Raw genomic sequence first — 24,415 nt, 5'->3', positions numbered from 1 at the left:
TCCCGGCGCGTCCCCCAGCGCGCTGCGGGCCGGTCCTGCGTCTGCCCCCGCGCTGCGCGGCCCTAGGATGCAGGGAGTCACAACCCCGGAGGACCTCATGGACGAGACCCGCACCGTCATCGAAGTCGATGCGCCGAAGGAGCCGCTCTTCCCCGGTTCCGCGTTGGTGGGCACCGTCCTGTTCCCGATCTTCGCGGTCGTGGCGCTGGTGCTGGCCATCGTCTACGCGATGCCCTGGCTGGTCACCTCGTCGCTGGCCATCACCCTGGCGCTCTCGGCGATCCTCATCTCCCAGTACCTCAACCGGCGCGGTCGCTCGGGCACCCTGCGCCTCTCGCTGGGCGACGGCGTGACGCGGATCGGCCCGGCGCCGTCGTCGCGGCTCATTCCGCTGCTGCTGACCGGCCTCGCCGGCATCGTGGTGCTCGTCGACATCACCCTGCGCCTGACCGGCTACCTCACGGACGACGGCGGCATGAGCTTCGCCGTCATGCTGGCGCTGATCGTCGGGTGGGGCATCGCCGACGGCTGGTTCGCGTACCGGAACCCGCCCGGTCTGGTGCTCTCACCCAGCCATGTAACCACCGTCGCGAGCATGGGCAAGGAGACCCGCGTGCCGTGGGCCCAGCTCAGCGGCGCGCCGGAGATCAAGGGCGCCCGCTTGCTGATCCCCACCGACAAGACCCAACTCCAGGTGGGCGTGAGCCAGATCGACTCCGACCCCCGGGTGGTGGCGGCCCTGATCGAGGCCTACCGCGGCCGACCGGCCCGTCAGGGCGAACTCGGCGACGGGCGGGTCGCGCAGCGGGCACGCTCGCTGACGCTGCGCTGAACAGGTGATGGATTCTCACCTTGGGAAATCGTCTCGATCTCGCTCCTGGAGCGAGATCGGCGCGTTATCCCAAGGCGACAACGGGCCCCTCAGCTACCCAGCCGGTCGTTCACTTCGCCGCCCCGCGCTCCCACCGCTAGTCATGGCGTGATCTAATACCTCGCACGCGGGCTTCGACGGTCGGACTCCGCACAAGGGGGGACCATGAGCACCACCACTGGGTTACGTAGGCTCGGCGCACTCACGGCCAGCATCGTTCTTGCCGCCGCGGGCCTCGTGATGGGCTCAACACCGGCGAAGGCAAGCGTCGACGTCTACATCACGCCCGGGACGCACACCGTGAACGGCCGGGTCTGGCACACCGCTTGCGAGCCCTATTCCTCCACCGAGCGTTGCCGCACGGAGATCCAGGCGACAGTGGTGAAGTTCGAGGCCGGCCGGTTCGTTCCGGTTAACGGCTGGGCGTTCAACAACCTCACCTACAAGGCCTCCCCGCGTTCGCTGTGGGCGGGCAACCCGATCGCCGCCAACGGGAAGGTCGGCGGCACCGCGACGTGGACTTCTACGGACGGCCGAAAGTGGCGCACCGAGTGCGACACCGCCGCGACCGGTCAGGGCGGGTGCCGCTCCTACATCGAGGCGAGCGTCATCGCGAAGACCGCCGTCGGCTACGAGTGGCGCACGCAGTGGCTGCTGAACAACATGGTCCGTTTCAGCGCCCCGAAACCCGCTGCGCCCACGTTCGACTTCATCAAGGACCCCGCTCTTCGCTCCTGCGTCAAGGCGCAGTGGGCCATCAGCTCAACGTCGATGGTGATCTGCGACGCCAAGGGGGTGAAAACCCTGGAGGGTATCCAGCGGCTGGCCGGGCTGACTGGGCTCCAGCTGCTGGACAACGAGATCACCGACCTGAGCCCTCTTGCCAACCACCCGACGCTCAGCCAACTGGACATCACCCACAACCTCGTCGACGACCTGACCCCGCTCGCCGGCGTCCGCAACCTCGAACACCTGAAGGCCTATGACAACCTCATCGAGGATCTCCGGCCCCTCGCCGGGCGTAACCTCTGGACGTTGGACGTCGGCGACAACCTCGTCACAGACCTCTCCCCCGTGGCGGGGATGCGAAACCTGTGGACGCTCGGGCTGGGCCACAACTACGACATCCAGGACCTCTCGCCGCTGCGCGGGCTGACGAACCTCACCCAGGTCAACCTCGAGACGAACTCGGTGGACGACCTGACGCCACTGCGCGGGCTGACCAAACTCACGTGGCTAAACCTCAGCGACAACTTCATCGACGACATCAGCCCCCTCGCCGGGTTGACCAAGCTGGAGATGCTGTACCTGAGGGAGAACTACCTGGGGGACGTGGCCCCCCTGAAGGGCCTCACGTCGCTGCAGCAGCTCTGGTTGGCCGGGAACCCGTCCATCTCCAACCTGGCGCAGCTGAAGCCGCTCGTCGACAAGGGATGCGAGATCGACATCTGGCCGTGAGCAGGTGAACGTGGAGCACCCGCCTGCGGCGACCTACTGGAACCAGCCGAACATCGTGCAGCCCACGGCGAAGACCACCATGGAGACGAACAGCAGGATCGTCAGGATGGCGCTCTCCGCCTCGCTGGGCTGCTTGTGCTCCGCCTGGTACTTCTCGACGTCGAACTGTTCCCGGTTCTCGGTGCTCACGACATGCCTCCCAATCGGCTGAGATCAGATACGAGTGCCACGCCCAGCACCACGAACACCACCGCCATGAAGCCGGTGTACATCCAGCGCTGACGGTGGTCGGAGCGCCAGAACCGCTTCATGCTGACGATTCCGTTGACCACCGCGTAGACGCACAGGGCGATGCCGATGGGGGCCGCCACCCAGCCCGCCAGGCTGAGCACCGGCACGAGCACCGGGATCAGCAGGTAGGTGATCAGGCAGCGCACCCCGGAGAACATCACGGACACGCGGAACGCGGCGTGCGCTCCGGCGCCCGAAGCCGTGTCCGCCTCGGTCACGCCGAGGAGACGGCGCATGAACCGGTCCGGCGCGCCGTTCGAACGGAACCGGGTTGCGGGGGGCGCGGAGGTCGCCTGGGCCGCGTCGTCGAGGATGCTCACGGCGCTCACGCTACCGCTTCTGTGGCTTCGTCCTCGAGGTTCCGAGCGTGACGCAGGTGGCGCCACAGGCGGATGCCGCCCAGGACGGCCAGGACCACCCCAGCACCGCCCACGAGTACGCCGACGAACAGGCCGATGTAGAGCGGGCTGAAAAGCACGTCCTCCTGCGGGCGCTGGCGCATGACGCCGAGCAGGAAGCCGAGCAGCGGGGCCAGGGCGGCGATGCACACGCCGAGCGTGAGCATCCAGAAGCCGGGCGCGGTGGGCACCAGGCGGACGGGCCGCCCGGTCACGACGGGATCGAGATCTGTCATCGGGATCATCCTTCCAAGGGGCGGTCGACGACGGCCAGGCCCGGCTTGCGGGCCGGCGGGGTGGCGTCGTCGTCTCCGTTGAATTTCTTCACGGCCTGTACGAGCGGGCCGACGATGTCCATCGGCAGCGGGAAGACGACGGTGGAGTTCTGGTCCGCGCCGAGTTCCAGCAGGGTCTGCAGGTAACGGAGCTGGAGCGAGGCGGGCGCCTCGCTGAGCGTGAGGGCGGCGTCGCGCAGTTCCACCGACGCCTGGAGTTCGCCCCGGGCGCTGATCACCTTGGCGCGACGCTCGCGCTCGGCCTCGGCCTCCCGGGCCATCGCCCGCTGCATCATCTCCGGGATCTCCACGTCCTTGATCTCCACCACCGACGCCTCGACGCCCCACTCCTTCGTCTGAGTGGCGATCGAGTGGGCCAGGTCCTCGTTGAGGTCTGCCCGGTGGGCGAGCAGCGTGTCGAGTTCCGCCCGGCCGACGACCGAGCGCAGCGTCGTCTGCGCGAACTGCGAGGTGGCGACGGCGTGGTTCTCCACGGACATCACCGACAGCACCGGATCTGTCACCCGGAACATCACCACGGCGTTGACGCGGGCCGTGACGTTGTCCCTGGTGATGACCTCCTGCGGAGGAATGGTCAGGGTGACCGTCCGCAGGTCCACCCGGACCAGCTTGTCGAGGAACGGCAGGCGGAACACCAGGCCGGGGCCGAGGGCGCCGCGCAACCGCCCGATGCGGAAGGCCACCACCCGTTCGTACTCCCGGACGATCCGGAAGGAAGAGATGAGGAACGCGACCACAAGGAGGAACGCGAGAATTGCCAGAACGACCTCAGTTGGCATGGTCAGCTCTCCTGTCTGATGCGTAGCTGCTGCGTTGGCGGGCCAGGGCTGCGGCCGCAGCCTCGCGGTCCCGCTGGGTCTGGTCCGCGGTCCTGACGACCGCGCCCAGGGGGTCTGCCGGGGTGTGGCGCAGGAAGAGCCAGAGCGGCACCGACCCCGCGGCGATCAACACCGCGGCGACGAGGGCCAGCACCTGGCTGGTCCAGTTCTCCACCACCAGCGCCGTCACGGCCGGCCACACGACAGCCAGCACCGTCACGGAGCAGGCGATGCCGCGGTGGAAACGCGCGGATTCCGACGAGGGCCAGGGGTCCACCGACCGGCGCATCTCGCGCCCGTCGTCGGATTCGGTGCAACTGTCCTTGACGGGGCACGAGTTACAGACCAGCGGGCTGCCCCGGTAGCGCATCACGCGGTTGTCCGGGTCGAAGGACCGCGGGTACAGCCACTGGTCCTCCGGGCAGAGCCACGCGTCGTGACTCTTGTGGTAGACGAAACCGCCGTTGCGGTCGTCCTGCGTGCGGCTCTGCGCCCGCCTGGCGAACGAGTCGATGCCGTAGGCGACCAGCAGGAGCACCAGCCCGTAGCCCGCGCCCAGCCAGGCGGCGATCTCGATGTCGATCATGACAGGTCCTCATTCTCGGGAGGAACCCGCCTGTCCGAGGCGTAGCGACTGCGGCTGGGCGGCAGCTCGTCGGCGACGACGCCGGCCTGAACCGGCAGACCGGTGCGGTCCTCCTTGGCCTCGTCGTGCTCGATGACGAAGAGCGTCTCGGGCTCCATGACGGTGACGGTGGCGGGGATCGCGTGGCGGATACCGCACCAGGCGAGCCACACGAACGGCAGGATGCCGCCGACGAGGAACACCACGTCACCGGGCATGCGCAGCCATTCGAGGATGACGTTGCCGGGCTCGGCGATGTAGCCCAGCGTCCGGGCCTCGTAGTAGCCCTCGTTGACCGAGTGCCACAGCTGCAGCACGCCCAGCGGCAGCAGCGTCGCGAACACCATCCAGGCCAGGCCGATGTTGAGGCACCAGAACGAGATCTTCGCCATCCGGTCCGACCACTTCTCCGGCTTGATGATGTAGCGCAGCGCGAAGAGCGCCATGCCGACGGCGAGCATGCCGTAGACGCCCATCATCGAGCCGTGCGCATGGTTGGCCGTGAGCGCGGTTCCGATCTGGTAGTACGAAACGATCGGCAGGTTGATCAGGAAGCCGAACACGCCGGCGCCCACGAAGTTCCAGAAGCCCACGGCCACCAGGAACATGACGGCCCACCGGTGCGGGAAGGGCGCGCTGCTGCGCGACTCCTGCTTCGAACCCAACTGCAGGAAGGCCCAGGCCTCCACCGTCAGGAACGTCAGGGGAATGACCTCGAGGGCGGAGAAGAACGCGCCCAGCGCCATGTGCTCCACGGGGGTGCCCGAGAAGTACAGGTGGTGCATGGTGCCGATCACGCCGCCGAGCGAGTAGAGGATGACGTCGAGGAAGATGATCTGGATGGCGATCTTGCGCCGCACCACACCCAGCATCACGAAGATGTAGGCAACCATCACGGTGGTGAACAACTCGAGGAAGTCCTCCACCCACAGGTGCACCACCCAGAAGCGCCAGAATTCGGCGACGGTGAGGTGCGTGCCGTTGGTGGCGAGGAGCCCGACGGCGTAGAAGGCCGGGATGGCCAGGCCCGAGTAGAAGAACAGCCACGGCATGTTGAACTTCGACTCGGAGCGCAGCCGCGAGCGGATGGCGCGGTAGATGATGATGATCCAGATGAAGAGCCCGATCACCAGCAGGATCTGCCAGAACCTCGGCAGGTCCAGATACTCCCACTGCTGGTCGAAGAAGATCGAGCCCTCTGCCCATTCGGGGCCGAACGTGCTGATCGCCGTGCCACCCAGCATGCCGAGCACCACCACGGTGAGCGCGCCGAGGAGGCCGTAGGCCAGCCAGTGCTGACGCTTCGGTTCGCGGCCGGAGATGATCGGTGCCAGGAAGATGGCGGCGGCCAGGAAGGCGGCGGCCGTCCACAGCAGCGACAACTGCAGGTGCCAGGTGCGGGCGAGGTTGAACGGGAGGATGCGGGCCAGGTCGATACCGAAGAAGCTGTCGATCTCCGCGCGGTAGTGCTCGACGGCGGCGCCGAGTGTCGCCTGCGCCAGGAAGAGCAGTGACACGACGAAGAAGAACCAACCGGTGGCCTTCTGGGCCTTCGTGATGCCCACCTTGCCGGGCTGCAGGAACGACAAGGTGGGTGTCTCGCTCGACTGCCAGCCGATCTTCTTGCTCCACCTGCCGTACAGGGCGAACAGTGCGCCGAGGCCCGCGAGCAGTGCGATCAGCGACATGGCCGACCAGACGAGGATGTCCGCCGTCGGGCGGTTGTCGACGCGGGGCTCCGGCGGCCAGTTGTTCGAGTAGGAGTAGTCGTGCCCCGGGCGGTCCGCGGAACTGGCCCAGGCCGTCCAGCCGAAGAAGGCGGTGAGATCGTGGATCTGGTCCGGGTCCGTGATCGCCGAGGGGATCAAGCCGTACTTGGTGGAATCGGTGCCGAAGAAGTCTGCGTAGTGCTGCTTGAGCATCTCGAAGGCGCTGATCTGCTCGGGAGTGAAGACCAGCACGCCGGTGCTCTCGTCGTAGCGGTTCTCCCGCATGTGCTCGACGGTGGCCGCCGAAGGATCCTGCACGCCGCCGTCACGCAGTTGTTCGGTGACGTGCTCGGTGGAGAGGCGCAGGTACTCGGCCGTGTAGTCGGGGCCGAGGTACGCGCCGTGGCCCATGATGGAGCCGTACTGCTGGAGCCCCCGTCGGAGGAAGATCTGTTGACCGGAGGTGATCTCCTCTTCGGTGAACACCACCTCCCCTGACTCGCTCACCACCTGTTGCGGGAGGGGCATGCCGTCGGTGTAGGTGCGGTAGGCGAGGAAGCCCATCACGAAGAAACCGAAGACGAAGACCAGGGCGATGCCCTGGACCCATCCTTTGGAGATGACCAGTTCAGCTTTCGACGGCTGTAGATCGGGATTGTTGTTGACGAGGCTCACTCTGCCCACCACCTGGATTCCGTCTGGGATGCGGATGACCGCGAGGCCATGATGTCGGAAGCCTAGGGCACGAACGGGTCTTTATTGGCGAAACCTTGGACAAAGTCCCCCGGTTGTTCAGGTGTGAGCCTGCTCAGCAGTCGCACGGCGTCGTGGGAGCGTGTCCGCGGGCGTCGTTGCAGAAGTAGACGTGCACGTCCAGCCTCGAGTCGCTGGCATCGCGCATGGTGGGCCAGGTGCCGGGCAACCGGTTTCCTCCCCGATCCGAGGGGGCGGGGCCGCCTGAAGGACAGCTACCGGGCCCGACCCGGGGCGGCCGAGTGAGCCAGGTGAAGTGCGGCGGGATCTTCGAACGCCTCCGCACGAGGTGGCCCCATACCCCATGCCCATCGGCCGCTGCTGTCGGGTTCGAACAAAGTTGTGCGTCGAGATTTGGTTTGCGCGTGGAGCGCCCGAAAATTCCCTGACAAGATGGCCATGTCGTTTTCCAAACGAGCCGTTAACCTGACAGATTGTCGCCAACCCCCAACCGGGGGCTGTTGTCGTGCCAGGAGGTTCGAATGTTTCGACGCATCGCCATCGTCAACCGTGGAGAGGCCGCCATGCGGCTCATCCACGCCGTGCGCGATCTCAATGCGGAACATCCGGACCGGAAGCCCATCGTCACCGTCGCGCTCTACACCGACGCGGAGCGCTCGGCGATGTTCGCCCGCGAGGCCGACGAGGCCTACCCGCTCGGGCCGGCGTCGGAGCGCCCCTATCTGAACCACGACCTGCTCGGCCGCGTGCTGACCGAGGCCCGCGCCGACGCGGTGTGGGTGGGCTGGGGCTTCGTCGCCGAGGACCCCGCCTTCGCGGACCTCGTCGAGTCGCTCGGCATCACGTTCATCGGCCCCTCGGGCGACGCCATGCGCAAACTCGGCGACAAGATCGGCTCGAAGTTGATCGCCGAAGAGGTCGGCGTCCCCGTGGCGCCGTGGTCGCGCGGCGGGGTCGACACCCTCGACGACGCGCTGGCCGCCGCAGACGCCGTCGGCTATCCCCTCATGCTCAAGGCGACCGCCGGCGGTGGCGGCCGCGGCATCCGTCGCGTCGACTCCGCCGAAGACCTCGCCGACGCCTACCAGCGCACCCGCGACGAGGCGCAGCGCGCCTTCGGCTCCGGCGTCGTCTTCCTCGAGAAGCTCGTCACCGGCGCCCGCCACGTCGAGGTGCAGCTCATCTCCGACGGCGACACCGCCTGGGCCGTCGGCGTGCGCGACTGCACGGTGCAGCGCCGCAACCAGAAGGTCATCGAGGAGTCCGCCTCGCCGCTGCTGACGCCCGAGCAGAACGACGAGATCAAGGCCTCCGCCGAACGCCTCGCGCTCGCGGTGGGGTACAAGGGCGCCGGCACCGTCGAATTCCTCTACCACCCGGGCGAGCGTCAGTTCGCGTTCCTCGAGGTGAACACCCGCCTCCAGGTGGAGCACCCCATCACCGAGGAGACCAACGACTTCGACCTGGTCAAGGCCCAGATCCGCATCGCCGCCGGCGACAAGCTCGAAGGCAAGCCCGTCGAGTTCGGCCACGCCGTGGAGGCCCGCCTCAACGCCGAGGACCCTGACCGCGACTTCGCGCCCTCGCCCGGCCTCATCACCCGCCTGGACCTCCCCGCCGGGCCCGGCATCCGCGTCGACACCGGCGTCGCCGAGGGCGACTCCATCCCCGCCGACTTCGACTCCATGATCGCCAAGATCATCGCCTACGGCCGCACCCGCACCGAAGCGCTGGGTCGCCTGCGCCGCGCCATGGCAGAGACCACCGTCGTCATCGAGGGTGGCGCCACCAACAAGAGCTTCATCCTGGAACTCCTCGCCCAGCCCGAGGTCACGGGCGCCGAGGCCTCCGGCCGGCGCGCCGCCGCCGTCGCGTGGGCGGACACCGGCTGGATCGACCGGGTGCGCGCCGAGGGTGGCCTCGTCGCCGACGAGCACGCCGGCATCGCGCTGGTGGCCGCGGCCATCGAGGGCTACGACGACAACGTCCACGTCGAGACCGAGCGACTGCTCACCACCGCCCACGGCGGCCGCCCCCAGACGCAACACAAGTCCGGCCTCACCGTCGACCTGAAGCTGCGCGGCGTCGTCCACTCCGTGACCGCCTACGCCACCGGCCCCGGCCGCTACCGCGTGACCGTGGACGGCAACACCGCGGATGTCGCCGTCGAGAAGCTCGACGAGGTACACGGCCGCATCACCGTCAACGGAGAGCGCTTCCGCCTGGTGACGGCCACGCACGGCCCCGTGCACCTGATCGAGGTCGACGGCGTCACCCACCGCGTCTCCCGCGACGAGGGCGGCGTGCTCCGCTCCCCCGCCCCGGCCCTGGTGGTCGCCACCCCCGTGTCCGTCGGCAGCGAGGTGGAGGCCGGCGCCCCTGTCGTCGTGCTCGAGTCCATGAAGATGGAGACCGTCATCCCCGCCCCGTTCGCGGCCCGGGTGAAGGAGCTGCACGTGATGACCGGCTCGCAGGTGGAGTCGATGGCGCCGCTGGTGCGCCTGGAGCCCCTCGGCAACGGCAACGGCGGCGTGGCCGTCGACGAGACCAACGCCGTCGACCTCCCCGAGGCGCAGGAAGTCGACGCGGCCACGCGGCTGGCGCAGCTGCGCGCCGAACTCTCGGCCGTCCTCATGGGCTACGACGTCGACCCGGCCGCCAAGACGCTCAAGGCCTACCTGGCCGCCCGCGACGAGGCCCGCGCGCAGGGCATCGACACCCTCCCCGGCGAGATCGAACTCATCGCGCTGTTCGCCGACCTCGCCGAGCTGTCGCGCAACCGCCCCGTCGGCGAACAGGACAACACGGAACTGCGCGTCCACTCGGACCGCGAACACTTCCACCGCTACCTCACCACCCTCGACGCGGAGCGCGCCGGCCTCCCCGGCCAGTTCATCAATCGCCTCGGCCGCGTGCTCAGCCACTACGGCGTCGACTCCCTGGACCGCCTCCCCGCACTGGAGCAGGCCGTGTTCCGCGTCTTCCTGGCGCAGAAGCGTCAGGCCGCCGACGTCCCCATCGTGTTGGGCATCCTCGACCGCTGGATCGACGAGCCCGCGCCCGACGCCGACAGGGCGGCCTCCGCCCGCGCCGACCTCGAGCGCCTCCTGCGCGCCACCCAGCTGCGCTTCCCCGTCATCGGCGACATGGCCCGCTCGGTCAGGTTCCGCTGGTTCGACCAACCGCAGGTCGACGCTGAGCGGGCCTCCGTCCTGGCCGGCTTCGGCGCCGAGCTGGAGGCGCTCGTCGCCAACCCTGAGGCCGTCGACTACGAGGAGCGCGTCGCCAAGCTCGCCGGCGTGCACGAGTGGACGGCGAACTACCTCGCCACCAGGCTCGCGCAGGGCGTGCCCGCCCACGAACCCATGCTGGAGGTGCTACTGCAGAAGTACTACGCGGACTACGACCTCAGCAACATCCGCCGCTTCGCCGTCGACGGACGCTCCGTCGTCATCGCCGACTACCTGCTCGAAGGGCGCCCCCGCCGCTTCGTCACCACCGTCGGCACCCGTGACGAACTGACCGACGGCGCCCTGGAGCGCCTGGTCAACGAGCAGTTCGCGGCCCGCCCCGAAGGCTACGACGCTGTGGCCGAGCTCTACGTCGCCTGGCCGGAGACCCCCGACGAAGAGGGCATCGGCGTCGAGCTGGCCGAGCTCCTCAACACCTGGGCCTGGGATCCGGCCACCCAGCGTGTGGCGGTGGGCGTCTGCCTGGCCGACGGCACCGTCGAGTACCGCGCATTCACCTTCGACGACATCGACGGCGTGCGCACCCTCCGCGAGAACACCAACGTCCGCGCCCTCCACCCCATGACCGGCCGCCGCCTCGACCTGTGGCGCCTCCGCGAGTTCGACACGACGCGGCTCCCCGCCCCTGCGGATGTGCTGCTCTACGAAGCGGTGGCCAAGTCCAACCCGGACGACCGCCGCCTGGTGGCCATCGCCCAGGTGCGCCAGCTCGGCGTGGTTCGCGACGACGCCGGCCGGCTCATCGGCCTGCCGCACGCCGAGCGGGCGGTCTCCAACTGCCTCGAGGCGATCCGCCGCACCCGCTCCGCACGGGGCTCGGCCGGGTCGAAGCTCGACATGAACCACGTGTGGGTCTACGTGTGGCCGCCCGTCGACCTCACCGTCAACGACATCAAGCCCCTGCAGGACCGCATCACCCCGCTGTCCGACGGCGCCGGCATCGAAGAGGTGCTCTGCCACGCCCGCTTCCTGACCCGCGACGGTGAGGGCGCCGAGGAGCTGCAGCCCCTGGCCGTCCGCTTTCACGCCAAGCCCGGCTCCGGGGTCACGACCTCGGTGACGGCACCGCCGTCCGAGCCGCTCAAGCCCCTCGACGACTACGCGGGCAAGGTGCTCCGCGCACGCCGTCGCGGGCTGGTGTACCCGTACGAACTGTCGGCCAGCCTGGCCGGCGAGGGCGGCTCCCTCGTCGAGCTGGACCTGGACGCCGACGGTCGGCTGGTGGAGGTGGACCGCGAGCCCGGCCGCAACAAGGCCGGCATCATCTGCGCCCGCGTCACCACCCTCACCGCGCTGCACCCGGAGGGCATGACCCGCATCGTGCTGTCCGGCGACCCGACGAAGGGTCTGGGCGCAGTCGCCGAGCCCGAGTGCGCACGCATCATCGCCGCCATCAACCTGGCCGAGGAGATGGGCGTCCCCGTCGAGTGGTTCACGCTGTCTTCCGGCGCCCGCATCTCCATGGAGTCGGGCACCGAGAACATGGACTGGGTGGCCGCCGCGCTGCGCCGGATCGTGGAGTTCACGCAGGCGGGCGGCGAGATCAACGTCGTGGTCGCCGGGATCAACGTGGGCGCCCAACCGTACTGGAACGCTGAGGCCACCATGCTGATGCACACCAAGGGCATCCTCGTCATGACGCCGGATTCGGCGATGGTGCTCACCGGCAAGCAGTCGCTGGACTTCTCCGGCGGCGTCTCCGCGGAGGACAACTTCGGCATCGGCGGCTACGACCGCGTGATGGGCCCCAACGGCCAGGCCCAGTACTGGGCGCCGAACCTGGGCGCCGCCATGGGCATCCTGATGTCGCACTACGACCACACCTACGTCGCCCCCGGCGAGACGGGGCCGCGTCGGGCCGAAACCTCAGACCCGGGCAGCCGCGACATCTCGGACTTCCCCCACCAGTGCGACGGCTCCGATTTCGCGACGGTGGGCCAGATCTTCTCCCGCGAGCACAACCCGGACAGGAAGAAGCCGTTCGACATCCGCTCGGTCATCGCCGCCGTGTGCGACCAGGACCACCCGCGGGTCGAGCGCTGGGCCGGGATGGCCGACGCCGAGACCGCCGTCGTGGTGGACGCCCGGATCGGCGGCCATTCGGTGAGCGTGCTGGGCATCGAGTCCAAGCCGGTCCTGCGCGCGGGCTTCCCGCCCACCGACGGCCCGGACACCTTCACCGCCGGCACGCTGTTCCCGCGCTCGTCGAAGAAGGCGGCCCGCGCCATCAACGCCGCGTCGGGCAACCGTCCGCTCGTGGTGCTGGCGAACCTGTCCGGCTTCGACGGCTCGCCGGAGTCGATGCGCAACCTGCAGCTCGAGTACGGCGCGGAGATCGGCCGGGCCATCGTCAACTTCGACGGACCCATCGTCTTCGTGGTGATCTCGCGCTACCACGGCGGCGCGTTCGTCGTGTTCTCCAAGCAACTCAACGAGAACATGACCGTGCTGGCCATCGAGGGCTCCTACGCCTCGGTGCTGGGCGGCGCACCTGCCGCGGCGGTCGTCTTCGCGGGCGACGTCGCGAAGCGCACGGCGGCCGACGCCCGGGTCCGGGAGCTCGAGAACCGCCTGCAGGAGGCGGCGCCGCAGGACCGGGCCCCGCTGCAGCTGGAACTCGCCGACGCCCGGGCCGCGGTGCGGGCCGAGAAGATCTCCGAGATCGCGGCCGAGTTCGACGGTGTGCACTCCATCCACCGGGCCGTCGAGGTGGGCTCCGTGGACCGCGTGATCACGCCCGCAGAGCTGCGCCCGGCGATCCTCGAGGTCATCGAGGCCCAGGCTCAGGCAGAGTGAAGTTGTGCAGCGGACTTCCTGCACAACTTCACTCTGCCTTGACTTCACTCTGCCTTGACCCGCACCCCGACGCGGAATATTGAATGTTCAAGTATGGTTGTACCTGACATGAACGTCGACACCGTCGTGATCGGGGCCGGACAGGCAGGGCTGTCCGCGGCCCACCACCTGCAACGCCTCGGCATCGACTTCGTCGTCCTCGACGCCAACCCGGCACCCGGAGGCGCCTGGCAGCACCGTTGGGACTCGCTCACCATGCTCGACGTGCACGGCGTTGCAGACCTCCCGGGCACCGACGTGCCGGCCTGGGACAGCGCGGCCCGGGCCAACGTCGAGGTGCCCGAATACTTCGCTGACTACGAGCGGCGCTTCAACCTGCCCGTCCAGCGGCCGGTGCGCGTCAGCCGCGTGGAGTCGGACCCCGGCACCCGCGACCTGCTGGTCCACACCACCCGCGGCACCTGGCGTGCCGGGTCCCTGATCAACGCCACCGGCACCTGGGACACGCCGTTCATCCCGTACTACCCCGGTGCCGACACCTTCCGCGGCGAGCAGTTCCACACCGCCCACTACCCCGGGCCGGCCGCGCTGGCGGGCAAGAAGGTGGTCGTCGTCGGCGGCGGCGCCTCGGCCGTGCAGTTCCTCGGCGAGCTCGCGGGGCGGGCGGACCTCACCTGGGTCACCCGCCGGCCGCCCGTGTGGCGCAGCACCGAGTTCGATCCCGACGCCGGGCGCGAGGCCGTCGCGCTCGTCGAGGAGCGCGTCAAGCGGGGTCTGCCGCCGGAGTCAGTGGTCAGCGTGACGGGCCTGATGTTGCGTCCTCAGGAGCAGAAGGCGGCCGACCTGGGCGTCTACGCCGCCCGTCGGCCCATGTTCACCCGCATCGAGCCCGACGGCGTGCGCTTCGCCGACGGATCGTTCCAGCCGGCCGACGTCCTGCTGTGGGCCACGGGCTTCCGGCCCAGCATCGGCCACCTGGCGCCGATGCGGCTGCGCTCCCCGGAGGGCGGCATCGAACTGCTCGCGCCACGGGATCCGCACACCTTCACCACGTCGGCCGTCGACGGCCGGATCCACTTCGTGGGTTACGGCCCTTCGGCCTCGACGATCGGCGCCACCCGGGCGGGGCGGGTCGCCGCGCTGACCATCCGTGAGCAATTGGATGGGGTCGCCGCCTGATCAGGCCGCATTTCCCGGGGCGGATTCAATCGGTGGGTGCAACACCAACTAGTTTGGCCAGTTTCTCAGCAGGGGTCTCGTAATCCAAGCCCTTCCGGGGGCGGGTGTTGAGTTCGTACTCGGCCGCGGCGACTTCTGCGTCGGTGACACGGGTGAAGTCGGTGCCCTTGGGGAAGTACTGACGCTTGAGTCCGTTGCTGTTTTCGTTGGTGGGACGCTGCCACGGGGAGTGGGGATCACAGAAGTACACCTTGCAGGAGGTCTCGTCGGTGAATCGGTGATGGGCGGCCATCTCTACGCCCTGGTCCCAGGTCAACGAGCGCCACAGCGAAGCGGGTAACTCTCGGGCCATGATCGTGAGGATGTCGGTGACGGTGAAGGTGTCATGGACACAGACCCGCCGCATCATCGTGTACTTCGTGTGACGCTCATCGAGGGTGACCAGCGCGGAGCGTAGATCCGACCCGATGATCAGGTCACCTTCCCAGTGGCCTGGCACCCGCTTGTCGTCAGCCTCCTCGGGACGTTTCGCCAGGACCGCGTCCTCCCCGATCCAGCCCCGGGGTTTAGCAGGCAGCTTCGATCTCGGTCGACGTTTGCTGCGGCCCTGACGTAACGCCTTGTCAACCGTCAATTCGTGACGCAGTGACCCGGCGGTCTGGATGTAGAGCGCCTGGTAGATCGTCTCGTGACTCACCCACATGTCCTCCCGGTCAGGGAATTCGAGTTTCAACCGGCCCGAGATCTGCTCGGGAGAATCACGCCGCTTCAACCGCTCGACCACCTCAGCACGCACCGCGCTACCAGGGGCCAGTTTCCCAGGCTTCGGCCGTTTCCGGGCCTGGTCGGCACGTGTCTGCGCGGGACGCCACCGGTACTTACCCTCAACGGATCCGCGTTGACGCTCCCGCCACACCGTCGAACGGGCCACCCCCAACTCGGCAGCGATCCACGTGTCACCACGTCCCTCGCTCAGCCGGATCGCGATCACCATCCGACCCGCCTGAGTCAGCCTGCCATTGCAATCGACCCAGTCCCCCTCGGGCACCCGACGCGGCTCCCGCGCCGCCCGCGGCCGCAGCTCGGGCACACCCCCGAGCCGCCCATGCTGCAACTTCACACCCTCGAGTTTGGCCCACCTCCACACCATCCCAGGCGAGATACCCAACCCCCGTGCGACTTCTCGCGCACTGAGCCCCTCAGCCAACCCGGCAAGGGCAACCCCACGCTTCTCCGCGACCGACACAACACATCCCCTTCAGATCTGTTGCACTCACCCCCTGAACTCGCGCGGCGTGTCGCGCCGTGACCCCATCCAATTGCTCACGGTCGGTCCCAGCGGCGGGTGGCGATATCCGCCACCAGCGCGCTGTCGAGCATCATCACGGCCCGACGCAACCCGGCGCCGTCGATGCCCTCGGCGGTGTCGATCCGCGGGCGCGTCACGTCCCCCGTCGGCCGGTGGGCCACCAACTCGGCCACCGCGTCGAGGCGCGCCGTCATCTGCTCGCTCAGCATCCGCTCCCTGCGGCCACGCTTCGACATCTCGACGGCGAACGCCTCGTGCTCGTCGATCAGGTCCGGGTCCTCGGTCAGCAGCATCGTGCCGGTGGAGCGCAGCATCTGCAGGCCCCTGCCCAGGTCGCCGCCGCCGAACTCGGCCACGGCGTCGCGGAGGATGGGGTTGTCGTCGCGCACCTGTTCCGCGAGCAGCACGAGGTGGGCGCCCAGGATGCGCTCCTTGCTCCGGGCGTGGGAGTCCTCAGGCGTGAGCCGCACGCGCTCCTGGTCCGGTGCCGACATGGCGGTGGCGTCGAGCAGTTCGCGTCCGCGCTCCTCCGGCTGGGCGAGCGTGTCACGCAAGGGGACGGCCTTGATGAACATCGTTCCCACCAGCGACAGCAGCGTGAGCACGGGCAGGATGAGGAACACCGCCTGCATGGCGTCGCCCAGCGATGAGCGGAGGAGGTCGGCCAGCGGTTCAGGCAGGTAGAGCACGTCAACGGGATGCAGCACCGCGTTGGGGTTGAGGCCGCCAGTGGGCACCCGCGCCTCCAACTCGGGGGTCAGGCGCTCCTCGATGCCGCTCATGAGGTGCGTGGTCATGATGGTGCCGGCGATGGCAGTGCCCAGCGTGTTGCCGATGTTGCGGAAGAACTGGAGGGCGGAGGTGGCCACCCCCAGGTCGCGCCGCTGCACCGCGTTCTGCACCGCGAGCACGTAGATCTGGAACGCCATGCCGTAGCCGAAGCCCAGCACCGCGGTGGAGGCCACCAGTTCCAGACGGCTGGAATCCTCGCCAAGCCGCAACATCAACAGCGCGCCGATCACCTGCACCACGGCGCCGGAGACGGCGAACTCCTTGTAGCGACCGGTGCGGCTGGTGAGCTGGCCCACGACGATGCCCATGGCGAACAGCACCACGTTCATCGGGATCAGGATGAGCCCCGATTCCGTGGCGGAGACCTCCAGCACGCCCTGGGCGTAGACCGGGACGTAGATCAGCACCGCCATCATGGCCATGTTCATGAAGAACGCGCCCACCGTGGAGAACGTGAAGATCTTGTTGCGGAACAGGTGCATCGGCACGATGGGCTCCTCGGCCCGGTGCTCCACCCAGACGAACGCGACGCTGAAGACGACACCCACCAACAGCAGCACGATGACCTGCGGCTCCCCCCAGCCGTTCTGCCCGCCCAGGCTGATGCCCAGCAGCGCCGCCGACACACCGATGGTCATGGTGGAGATGCCCGCGTGGTCGATCTTCCCGCGCACCGATTCCTCGGGGATGTGCAGGTGCCGCAGGATGATCAGCAGCGCGAGCAGGCCCACGGGCATCGAGATGTAGAACAGCCACCGCCAGCTCGACACGTCGGTGATCCAGCCGCCCAGCAGCGGGCCGGCCACCTGCGACGCGCCCATGACCGCACCCATGTAGCCCTGGTACTTGCCGCGTTGCCGCGGCGGGATCAGCACGCCGAGGATGGTCTGCGACAGCGGCATGAGGATGCCCATGCCGATGCCCTGGACGGTGCGGGCGACGATGAGGAACCAGAAGCTGAACGCCATGCCGGAGAGCACGGAGCCAAGCATGAACAGCAGCAGACCGATGATGTAGAAGCGACGGCGGCCGAAGATGTCGGACAGCTTGCCCGAGATGGGGGTGACCACGGCGCTGACCAGCATCACGATCGTGGAGAGCCACGAATACCAGGCGAGGCCGCCGAGGTCTGCGACGATGCGCGGGATGGCGGGGCCGACGATCGTCTGCGAGATCGAGGCGCTGAACATGCCGACCACGAGACCGAAATATGCCCACCGGATGGTCGCGAATTCAAAGGGGGTTGGCTGTTTGGTCACAACCGCCCAATGTACGCCCGGCCCACTCCAGTCCGAAATCGTTGCGTGGCGCAACGGTGTCACACGTCGCGCACCCAGCGGTCGCCCTCGGGAGCGAAGCCCACCCGGCTGAGGTACTCCGTCAGGTGCTTCTCCGGTCGCTCCACCACCACCCGTTCCAGGCCGAGTTCCTCGAAGATGCCGGAGCGACGGTGCACGAACTCGCCGGGGGTGAAGTCGCGGAAGCGGGGGCTGACCCAGTCCAGTTCGACGATGCCCTCACCGTTGCCGGCGTCACGCACCACGGTGACCCCGACCGTCTCGTCGCCGCGCACCACCAACCAGGCGTGGCGGTCCCCCCGGTTGAGGAGTTCGGGCCGGAAGCCCGTGTGGGTGGCCGCGATGTCGTCGGCGTGCACGCTGAGCACCCGCGCCAGGTACGCGTCGTTCGGGCTGACCGGGACCACCTCGTAGACGGCGGCGTCGTGCCGCTCGCGGTAGAGGCGGCTGAGCCAGTAGATGTTGATCAGCACGATGACGGCGTTCATCGCCATGAACGGCCACACCTCGATGATCCCGTTGTAGACGGCCGCGATGACGGACCCGGTGAGGTTCATCCAGCGGAACCGCAGCACCCGCCCGAGCGTCAGCGACCACACCACCAGGATGGAGCCCAGCCACCCGACGATCTCCAACCACGGCATGCGGATCCCCTTCAGCTCTGTTGCCGATCGATGCTATCGACGCGTGGGCCGCTCGGGGAGAAGCAGATCGAACCTGTGCGGCAGGACGCCGCACAGGTTCGACAGGAAGCCTCAGCGAACCAGCTCAGGCTTCCGCTCCGTGGCGAGCTGCCGGTCGCCCACCCGGGAGCGCAGCCGGGGCTGCGAGGCGCTGCTCCTGCGGCGCAGGAGGCGCATCGCATTGATGATGACCACCAGCACGGACGCCTCGTGGACGAGCATGCCGATCGCCATGGTGACACCACCGAACAGGACGCCGGCCAGCAGGGTGCCCACCGTGATCAGGGCGATGACGATGTTGGCCCGCATGACCCCGGCCGTGCGCTTGGCCAGCGAGATCGCGTCCGGGATGCGGCTGAGGCGGCTCGTCATCAGCGCGATGTCGGCGGTCTCCACGGCCACCGGCGAGCCGGCGGCGCCCATCGCGATGCCGACGTCGGCCAGCGCGAGCGCGGGGGCGTCGTTGACGCCGTCGCCCACCATGGCCACGGTGTGGCCCTCGGCCTGGAGCTGGCGGATGACCTCCAGCTTGTCCTCGGGCAGCAGCGACGCGCGGGCGTCGTCGATCCCCACCTGGGCGGCGACGGAATCAGCGACCCGCTGGTTGTCGCCGGTGAGCATCAGGACGCGCTTGACGCCGGCGGCGTGCAGGGAGGCGACGAGTTCGGCGGCCTCCTCGCGGACGGTGTCGGCGACCCCGAGCGCCCCGATCACGTTGCCGTCCAGAGCGACGACCAGCGGCGTCTGGCCAGCTGACGACAACTCCTCGACGACAGACCGGGCGAAGCTCAACTCCGCGCCGATCTCCTCCATGAGCGCCAGGTTGCCGACGGCGACCTCGCGGCCCTGCACCATCGCGACCACGCCGTGGCCGGGCACGGAGCGGACGTGCTCCGGGACGGCAGGGACGGTGATCCCGCGCTCGCGGGCCTCGTCGAGGACGGGCACGGCGAGGGGATGCTCGGAGCCCGCCTCGGCCTGGGCGGCCCACCGGAGGACCTCATCGTCGCCAAGAGTCCGGCTCATGATGTCGGTGAGCCGCGGCTCGCCGCGGGTGATGGTGCCGGTCTTGTCCAGCGCCACCACGTCGATCTTGGCCGCGGTCTCGAGGAACTCGCCACCCTTGATGAGGATGCCGTCGCGGGCCGCGCGGCCGATGCCGGCCACGAGGGCGACGGGCACGGAGATCACCAGCGCGCCGGGGCAGCCGATGACGAGCAGGGTGAGCGCCAGTTCGAGGTCCATCGTGAGGAGCCCCACGACGACGGCCAGCGCGATGATGCCGGGGGTGTACCACTTGGAGAACCGCTCCATGAACTGCTGGGTGCGGGCCTTGGCGTCCTGGGCCTCCTCGACGCGGTGGACGATGCGGGCCAGGGTGGTGTCGGCGCCCACGCCGGTGGCGCTGAGGGTGAGGAAGCCGTCGGCGACGATGGTGCCGGCGTACACCTCTGAGCCGGCCGACTTCTCGACCGGGATGGACTCGCCGGTGATGGCGGCCTCGTCGACGGCGGCCTGGCCGCTGACCACGTCGGCGTCGACGGGTACCCGCCCACCGTTCTTGACGATGACCGTTTCACCGACTTCGACGGTATGGGCGGGCACCTCGACCTGCTCGCCGTCGCGGATCACCGTGGCGGTGGTGGGTGCCAGCGCGACGAGTTCGGCCAGCGCGGAGCGGGTCTTGGCGAGGGTGGCGTTCTCGAGGGCGTGACCCAACGCGAAGAGGAACGTGACGGCTGCGGCCTCCCAGTAGTTGGCGATGGCGATCGCGCCGATGGCCGCGACGGCCACCAGCAGGTCGATGCCGATGACCTTGACCCGCAGGGCGAGCCAGGCCTTCTTGACGACGGGGGCGCCGGCCACCACCGCCGCGGCGAGCATGAAGTACTCGCCGACGGACGGAGCGACCTGGCCGAGGACCAGTGCCACGACGATCAGGGCGCCGGAAACGGCGGGGATCGCCCAGCGATGAAGACGGGCATGCATGGCTACCTAACCCCTCAGAAAGCCGACGGACGGGCGGTGTAGCCAACCTTGGCGACGGCGGCGACCAGGTCGTCGACGCTGGTGGCCTCGACGTCGTGGTCGACCTCGATCCGCGAGGAGGCGAAGTGGACCTTCACGAGGGCGACGCCGGGGAGCTGGCCGACGGCCTTCTCGATCTTGGCGACGCAGGAGGGGCAGCTGAAGCCCTCGGCGCGGAGGATGGTGCGGGTGGTGGTCTGCGTGGTCATGTCGGTTCCTTCTATTCATTCCGGCGTTGTTGCCGATGAGTCGAAGCTACGCCGGAACCGCCACCGAGTCCTTGACCTACGTCAAGCAGGAACGGACCGAGCAGGTGCATACTTGAGCCATGTCAACCGGCGATACCTGCGTTTCCCTCGTGCCGATCTTCAAGGGCCTCGACCACACCCAGCAGCTGGAGGTGGCGGGGTTCGCCCGACCGCTGCACTTCGACGCCGGCGACCAGGTGGTGGCCGCCGGGGACCGCAGCCGCCGCCTCTTCGTGGTGCATTCCGGCCGGGTCCGGGTGGTGCACCTGTCGGAGGGCGGCCGCGAACACGTCGTGCGGGTGCTCAGCGTGGGGGACGTGCTCGGGGAGGACGCCTTCGTCCTGGGCCGTCGCCCCACCCACTACGCCTACGCCGACACCGAGGCGTCGATGTGCACCTTCGACAACGACGACCTCGCCGCCCTGGTGGCCCGCTATCCCGGCATCGCCGTGCGGATGTTGCAGGTCCAGTCAGAGCGGCTGGCCAACGCCGAGCGCATGCTCGCCGCCATGAGCGGCACCGACGTCGGCGCGCGCCTGGCCAGCTACCTGCTGGATCTGCCCTCCACCTCCACTCCGGAGGGGGCAGAGGTGGAACTGCCGATGGCCAAGAAGGACGTGGCCTCGCACCTGGGTACCACTCCGGAGACGCTCAGCCGTCAGTTGCGCAAGCTCGTCGACGACGGTGTGCTCGGCCTCCACGGCCGCCGGGGCATCGTGATCCGCGACATCGACGCGCTGCTGGACAGGTCCGGCGCCACGGGCTGAGTCAGAAGTCGCCGGTGCGTTTTACTGCGTGATCTCATACGCGAGCAGGCGTGCCTTGTCCGCCTTGCTCTCCGAGCCCTGCAGCGCGAGGAGCTCTGCGTAGATGCCTCCGGAGCGCGCCAACTCGGCGGGAGAGCCCACCTCGTCGATGCGGCCCTCGCGGAGCGTCACGATGCGGTCCACCGACGCGATGGTGGAGAGGCGGTGCGCGATGATCAGCGTGGTCCTGCCCACCATGAGTTGCTCGAGCCCGGCCTGGACGGCCCGCTCGGCCTTGGTGTCGAGCGAGCTGGTGGCCTCGTCGAGGATCAGGATGGGGGCGTCCTTCAGCAGCGCCCGCGCCACGGACAGCCGCTGCTTCTGGCCGCCGGACAGCTTGATGCCCCGCTCGCCGATCTCGGTGTCGAAACCGTTGGGCAGGCGGGAGATGAAATCCAGCGCGTTGGCCCGCTGCGCCGCGACGGTGAGTTCCTGGTCGGTGGCTCCGGGGCGGCCGTACTCCATGTTCTCGCGGATGGTGCCGCTGAACAGGTTCGCGTCCTGGAAGACCACGCCGATCGCCTTGCGCAGCGCCACCGTCGGCACGTCGCGGACGGACTGGCCATGCACCCGGATCTCGCCCCGGGTGGCCGGGTACAGCTTCATGATGAGGTTGACCAGCGTGGTCTTGCCGCCGCCGGATTCGCCGACGAAGGCCACGCGTTCCCCGCGGTTGACGGCCAGGTCGATGCCGCGCAGCACCAGGTTGTCGCTGCCGCCGTCACCGTCGTCGTAGCCGAAGTCGACGTCGTCGAACGCGATGACCGGGTCCTCGTCGGTCCACTTCACCTCCGCGGTGGGTTCCGCCTCCAGCGCGTTGTTGGGCTCATCGATCTCCGCCATCACGTTGAAGTACTCCTCGCTCCCGACCACGGCGCGCTGGGTGAGGTCCACCCAGTAGCTCATGGAGGTGACGGGCTGGCGGGCCATGGCGGTGAGCTGGATGAGCAGCACCATCGCGCCCACGGTGTAGTCGCCGCGCGCCGCCTGCACGAAGATGATGGCGTAGACGCCGAAGAACACCAGGTCGAGCGCCGCCCGGCGCCAGAAGTCCATCCGGTGCCAGAACGCCGACTGGGACCTCGTGAGGGTGAGCGTGTTGTCGTAGTGCTCGTTGAACCCCTTGAGCTCGCGCTTCTCGGCGACGAAGGACTTGACCACGCGCATCTGGCCGATGACCTCGGCGAAGCGGCCGCCGGCGATGTCGTAGTGGTCGTTCTTCTGCTTCTCCCACACCATCCACCGGCGCGACGTGATGGCGGTCAGCCACACGAACGTCGGGTAGATGATGATCAGCAGCAGCGAGAGCCACGGCGAGTAGAACGCCGTGATGACCAGCACCGCGAGCAACGTGACGACGGTGGGGAAGAAGCTGTTGGCGAAGGTCTGTAGGAAGTCGGTGATCGAGGTGATGGACCGGTTCAGCCGGCTGACGATCTTGCCGGTCAGTTCGTTGTCGTAGTAGCGCTGCGGCAGGCGCAGGAGCTTGTGGAAGTAGCGACCCGACAGGATGGCGCGCAGCTTCACCGACATCTGGTCGCCGAAGTAGCCGGCGATGTTGGTCAGCAGCGAGTTGGCCAGCGCGATCACCAGCAGCACGACGGCGTACCAGATGAGGTCCGTCCAGTTACCGCCGTCGCCCGAGGCGATGCTGACGACGGTGTCGGTGGCCCGGCCGATCACGAACGGCGTGAGCAGCGCGGTGGCCGACACCAGGATGGCCCCCAGGACGATGCTGACGTAGAGGGGCCACAATTCCCTGGCCGTAGCCATGATCCGAATGATGCTGCGCACAGCTGAACTCTACGACGACGGACAGCTGCCCTGCCCCAGCGCCGGCCTGACAGGCGACGCAGGCAATCCTGCGACGCCAATGTCCTGCCGTGAGTAGGTTGTGGGCATGCGGACTCTGCGCACTGTCACCCTCAACACGGGCTACGACGACTACTTCACCGTCGGCGACCCCGTCTGGGGCGGCGTCGCCCCGATGCACGCCTTCAGCAGCGTCTGCTCCGGGAAGGGCATCAGCTGCGCCCGGGCCGCCGTCGCGTTGGGCGTGCCCACGGTCGCCTACGCCCTCGTCGGGACCGATGATGAGAAGGACTACTCGGGCCGGCTCACGGCGGAGGGAATCGCGCACCGGCTCGTCACCGTGCCGGGCGCGACCAGGCACAACCTCACCCTCATCGACGCCGCGGGCGAGAAGGTGGCGGCACACTTCGTCGCGCAGGGCTTCACCCTCTCCGGACCGGCAGACGTCCGCCCCCTCGCCGACGCCCTGCTGGCGGATGTGCAGCCGGGCGACATCGTCACCCTCAACGGATCCACCCCCACCGGCCTGCCCGCCACGACGTGGGCCGACGTGGCACGCGCGGTGCTGGAACGCGGCGCGGAGGTGGTGGTCGATGCGCAGAAGGACGCCCTCGTCGCCGCTCTCGACGTGCCAGGCGTGCTGGCCTTCAAGCCCAACGACGACGAGATCCTGGCCATCCCGGAGGTCGCGGCCGCACCGCAGGAGGATCGGGTCGCCGTCGCGCTGGAGGTCCTCCGCCGCGCGGGGGTTCGGTTACCGATGGTGTCGCTGGGCGCGCGCGGTGTGGCCTATGTCCAGGACCCGCACGGAGCCGCGGAGTACGGCTCACTGCCCGTCGAGCGACCCATCCAGTCCGTGATGGCAGGCGACTCCTTCGTGGCCGGCCTCGCCTGGGGCCGGCTCGCCTCGGATGAGCCGAGGCGGTGGCTGCGGCACGCCCTGGCGGCCGCCGCCGCGCACGTCGATGGCCGCGCCGGATCCGCCCTCCGGGAGCGCGCGCAACTCAATCTTCCCGCGGCCCGTCTACCATGA

General features: G+C 68.7%; 17 protein-coding genes and 1 pseudogene. 6 read left to right on the top strand and 12 right to left on the bottom strand.

Annotation, left to right across the window (positions count from 1 at the left end; genetic code table 11):
* Positions 1–97: 97 nt before the first annotated feature.
* Entirely contained in the window at positions 98–832 is a 735-nt protein-coding gene (locus tag ACX1DX_RS11070; protein ID WP_459396655.1) for a hypothetical protein, read from the top strand.
* 204 nt (positions 833–1,036) lie between these two features.
* Positions 1,037–2,329, top strand: a complete 1,293-nt coding sequence (locus ACX1DX_RS11065) for a leucine-rich repeat domain-containing protein (RefSeq protein WP_459396654.1) — start codon at positions 1,037–1,039, stop codon at positions 2,327–2,329.
* A gap of 33 nt (positions 2,330–2,362) precedes the next feature.
* Here the strand turns inward: ACX1DX_RS11065 and ACX1DX_RS11060 are convergent, their stop codons facing one another.
* From ACX1DX_RS11060 to ACX1DX_RS11035, 6 genes and pseudogenes are all read right to left on the bottom strand, one after another.
* A complete protein-coding gene (locus ACX1DX_RS11060; protein ID WP_459396653.1) occupies positions 2,363–2,518 on the bottom strand; it encodes a hypothetical protein in 156 nt (51 codons plus the stop codon).
* Complete coding sequence (locus tag ACX1DX_RS11055; protein ID WP_459396652.1) at positions 2,515–2,940, bottom strand: hypothetical protein; 426 nt, start codon at positions 2,938–2,940, stop codon at positions 2,515–2,517. Before ACX1DX_RS11055 ends, ACX1DX_RS11060 begins: the two co-directional genes overlap by 4 nt.
* Before the next feature lie 5 nt (positions 2,941–2,945).
* Positions 2,946–3,254: a hypothetical protein gene (locus tag ACX1DX_RS11050; protein WP_459396651.1), complete on the bottom strand. Its 309-nt coding sequence runs from the start codon at positions 3,252–3,254 to the stop codon at positions 2,946–2,948.
* Between the two features lie 5 nt (positions 3,255–3,259).
* The gene (locus tag ACX1DX_RS11045; RefSeq protein ID WP_459396650.1) at positions 3,260–4,093 is read right to left on the bottom strand and encodes an SPFH domain-containing protein; all 834 of its coding nucleotides are present in this window, start codon (positions 4,091–4,093) and stop codon (positions 3,260–3,262) included.
* Positions 4,083–4,718 (bottom strand): hypothetical protein, encoded by a 636-nt coding sequence (locus ACX1DX_RS11040; RefSeq protein WP_459396649.1) that lies wholly within the window; start codon positions 4,716–4,718, stop codon positions 4,083–4,085. Before ACX1DX_RS11040 ends, ACX1DX_RS11045 begins: the two co-directional genes overlap by 11 nt.
* Before the next feature lie 128 nt (positions 4,719–4,846).
* A pseudogene (locus tag ACX1DX_RS11035) lies at positions 4,847–7,030 on the bottom strand (nitric-oxide reductase large subunit); the annotation flags it as partial.
* Positions 7,031–7,701: 671 nt separating this feature from the next.
* On the opposite strand from ACX1DX_RS11035, the gene ACX1DX_RS11030 reads away from it, so the two are divergent.
* Positions 7,702–13,227 carry an ATP-binding protein gene (locus tag ACX1DX_RS11030; protein WP_459396648.1) on the top strand — a complete coding sequence of 1,842 codons (5,526 nt, stop codon included), beginning with the start codon at positions 7,702–7,704 and terminating at the stop codon, positions 13,225–13,227.
* 108 nt (positions 13,228–13,335) lie between these two features.
* A complete protein-coding gene (locus tag ACX1DX_RS11025) occupies positions 13,336–14,406 on the top strand; it encodes an FAD-dependent oxidoreductase (protein ID WP_459396647.1) in 1,071 nt (356 codons plus the stop codon).
* Between the two features lie 25 nt (positions 14,407–14,431).
* Here ACX1DX_RS11025 and ACX1DX_RS11020 read toward each other — a convergent pair whose 3' ends face one another.
* From ACX1DX_RS11020 to ACX1DX_RS11000, 5 genes are all read right to left on the bottom strand, one after another.
* Positions 14,432–15,400: an IS30 family transposase gene (locus ACX1DX_RS11020; RefSeq protein ID WP_386086559.1), complete on the bottom strand. Its 969-nt coding sequence runs from the start codon at positions 15,398–15,400 to the stop codon at positions 14,432–14,434.
* A gap of 329 nt (positions 15,401–15,729) precedes the next feature.
* Complete coding sequence (locus ACX1DX_RS11015; RefSeq protein ID WP_459398212.1) at positions 15,730–17,706, bottom strand: MDR family MFS transporter; 1,977 nt, start codon at positions 17,704–17,706, stop codon at positions 15,730–15,732.
* Between the two features lie 119 nt (positions 17,707–17,825).
* Positions 17,826–18,449, bottom strand: coding sequence for a hypothetical protein (locus ACX1DX_RS11010; protein WP_459396646.1), 624 nt, complete (start codon positions 18,447–18,449; stop codon positions 17,826–17,828).
* 111 nt (positions 18,450–18,560) lie between these two features.
* Positions 18,561–20,477 carry a heavy metal translocating P-type ATPase gene (locus ACX1DX_RS11005; protein WP_459396645.1) on the bottom strand — a complete coding sequence of 639 codons (1,917 nt, stop codon included), beginning with the start codon at positions 20,475–20,477 and terminating at the stop codon, positions 18,561–18,563.
* A gap of 14 nt (positions 20,478–20,491) precedes the next feature.
* Positions 20,492–20,725 (bottom strand): heavy-metal-associated domain-containing protein, encoded by a 234-nt coding sequence (locus ACX1DX_RS11000; RefSeq protein WP_459396644.1) that lies wholly within the window; start codon positions 20,723–20,725, stop codon positions 20,492–20,494.
* A 119-nt stretch (positions 20,726–20,844) separates the two neighbouring features.
* Here ACX1DX_RS11000 and ACX1DX_RS10995 point away from each other — a divergent pair, with 119 nt between their 5' ends.
* Positions 20,845–21,531, top strand: a complete 687-nt coding sequence (locus ACX1DX_RS10995; protein WP_459396643.1) for a Crp/Fnr family transcriptional regulator — start codon at positions 20,845–20,847, stop codon at positions 21,529–21,531.
* Positions 21,532–21,552: 21 nt separating this feature from the next.
* Here the strand turns inward: ACX1DX_RS10995 and ACX1DX_RS10990 are convergent, their stop codons facing one another.
* Positions 21,553–23,364, bottom strand: coding sequence for an ABC transporter ATP-binding protein (locus tag ACX1DX_RS10990; protein ID WP_459396642.1), 1,812 nt, complete (start codon positions 23,362–23,364; stop codon positions 21,553–21,555).
* Positions 23,365–23,470: 106 nt separating this feature from the next.
* On the opposite strand from ACX1DX_RS10990, the gene ACX1DX_RS10985 reads away from it, so the two are divergent.
* A complete protein-coding gene (locus ACX1DX_RS10985; RefSeq protein WP_459396641.1) occupies positions 23,471–24,415 on the top strand; it encodes a 1-phosphofructokinase family hexose kinase in 945 nt (314 codons plus the stop codon).

The sequence above is a fragment of the Tessaracoccus zhenghani genome (genome assembly GCF_054552775.1).
Note: the sequence above shows the minus strand (reverse complement) of the source record. Positions and strands in the feature narration are given on the sequence as shown.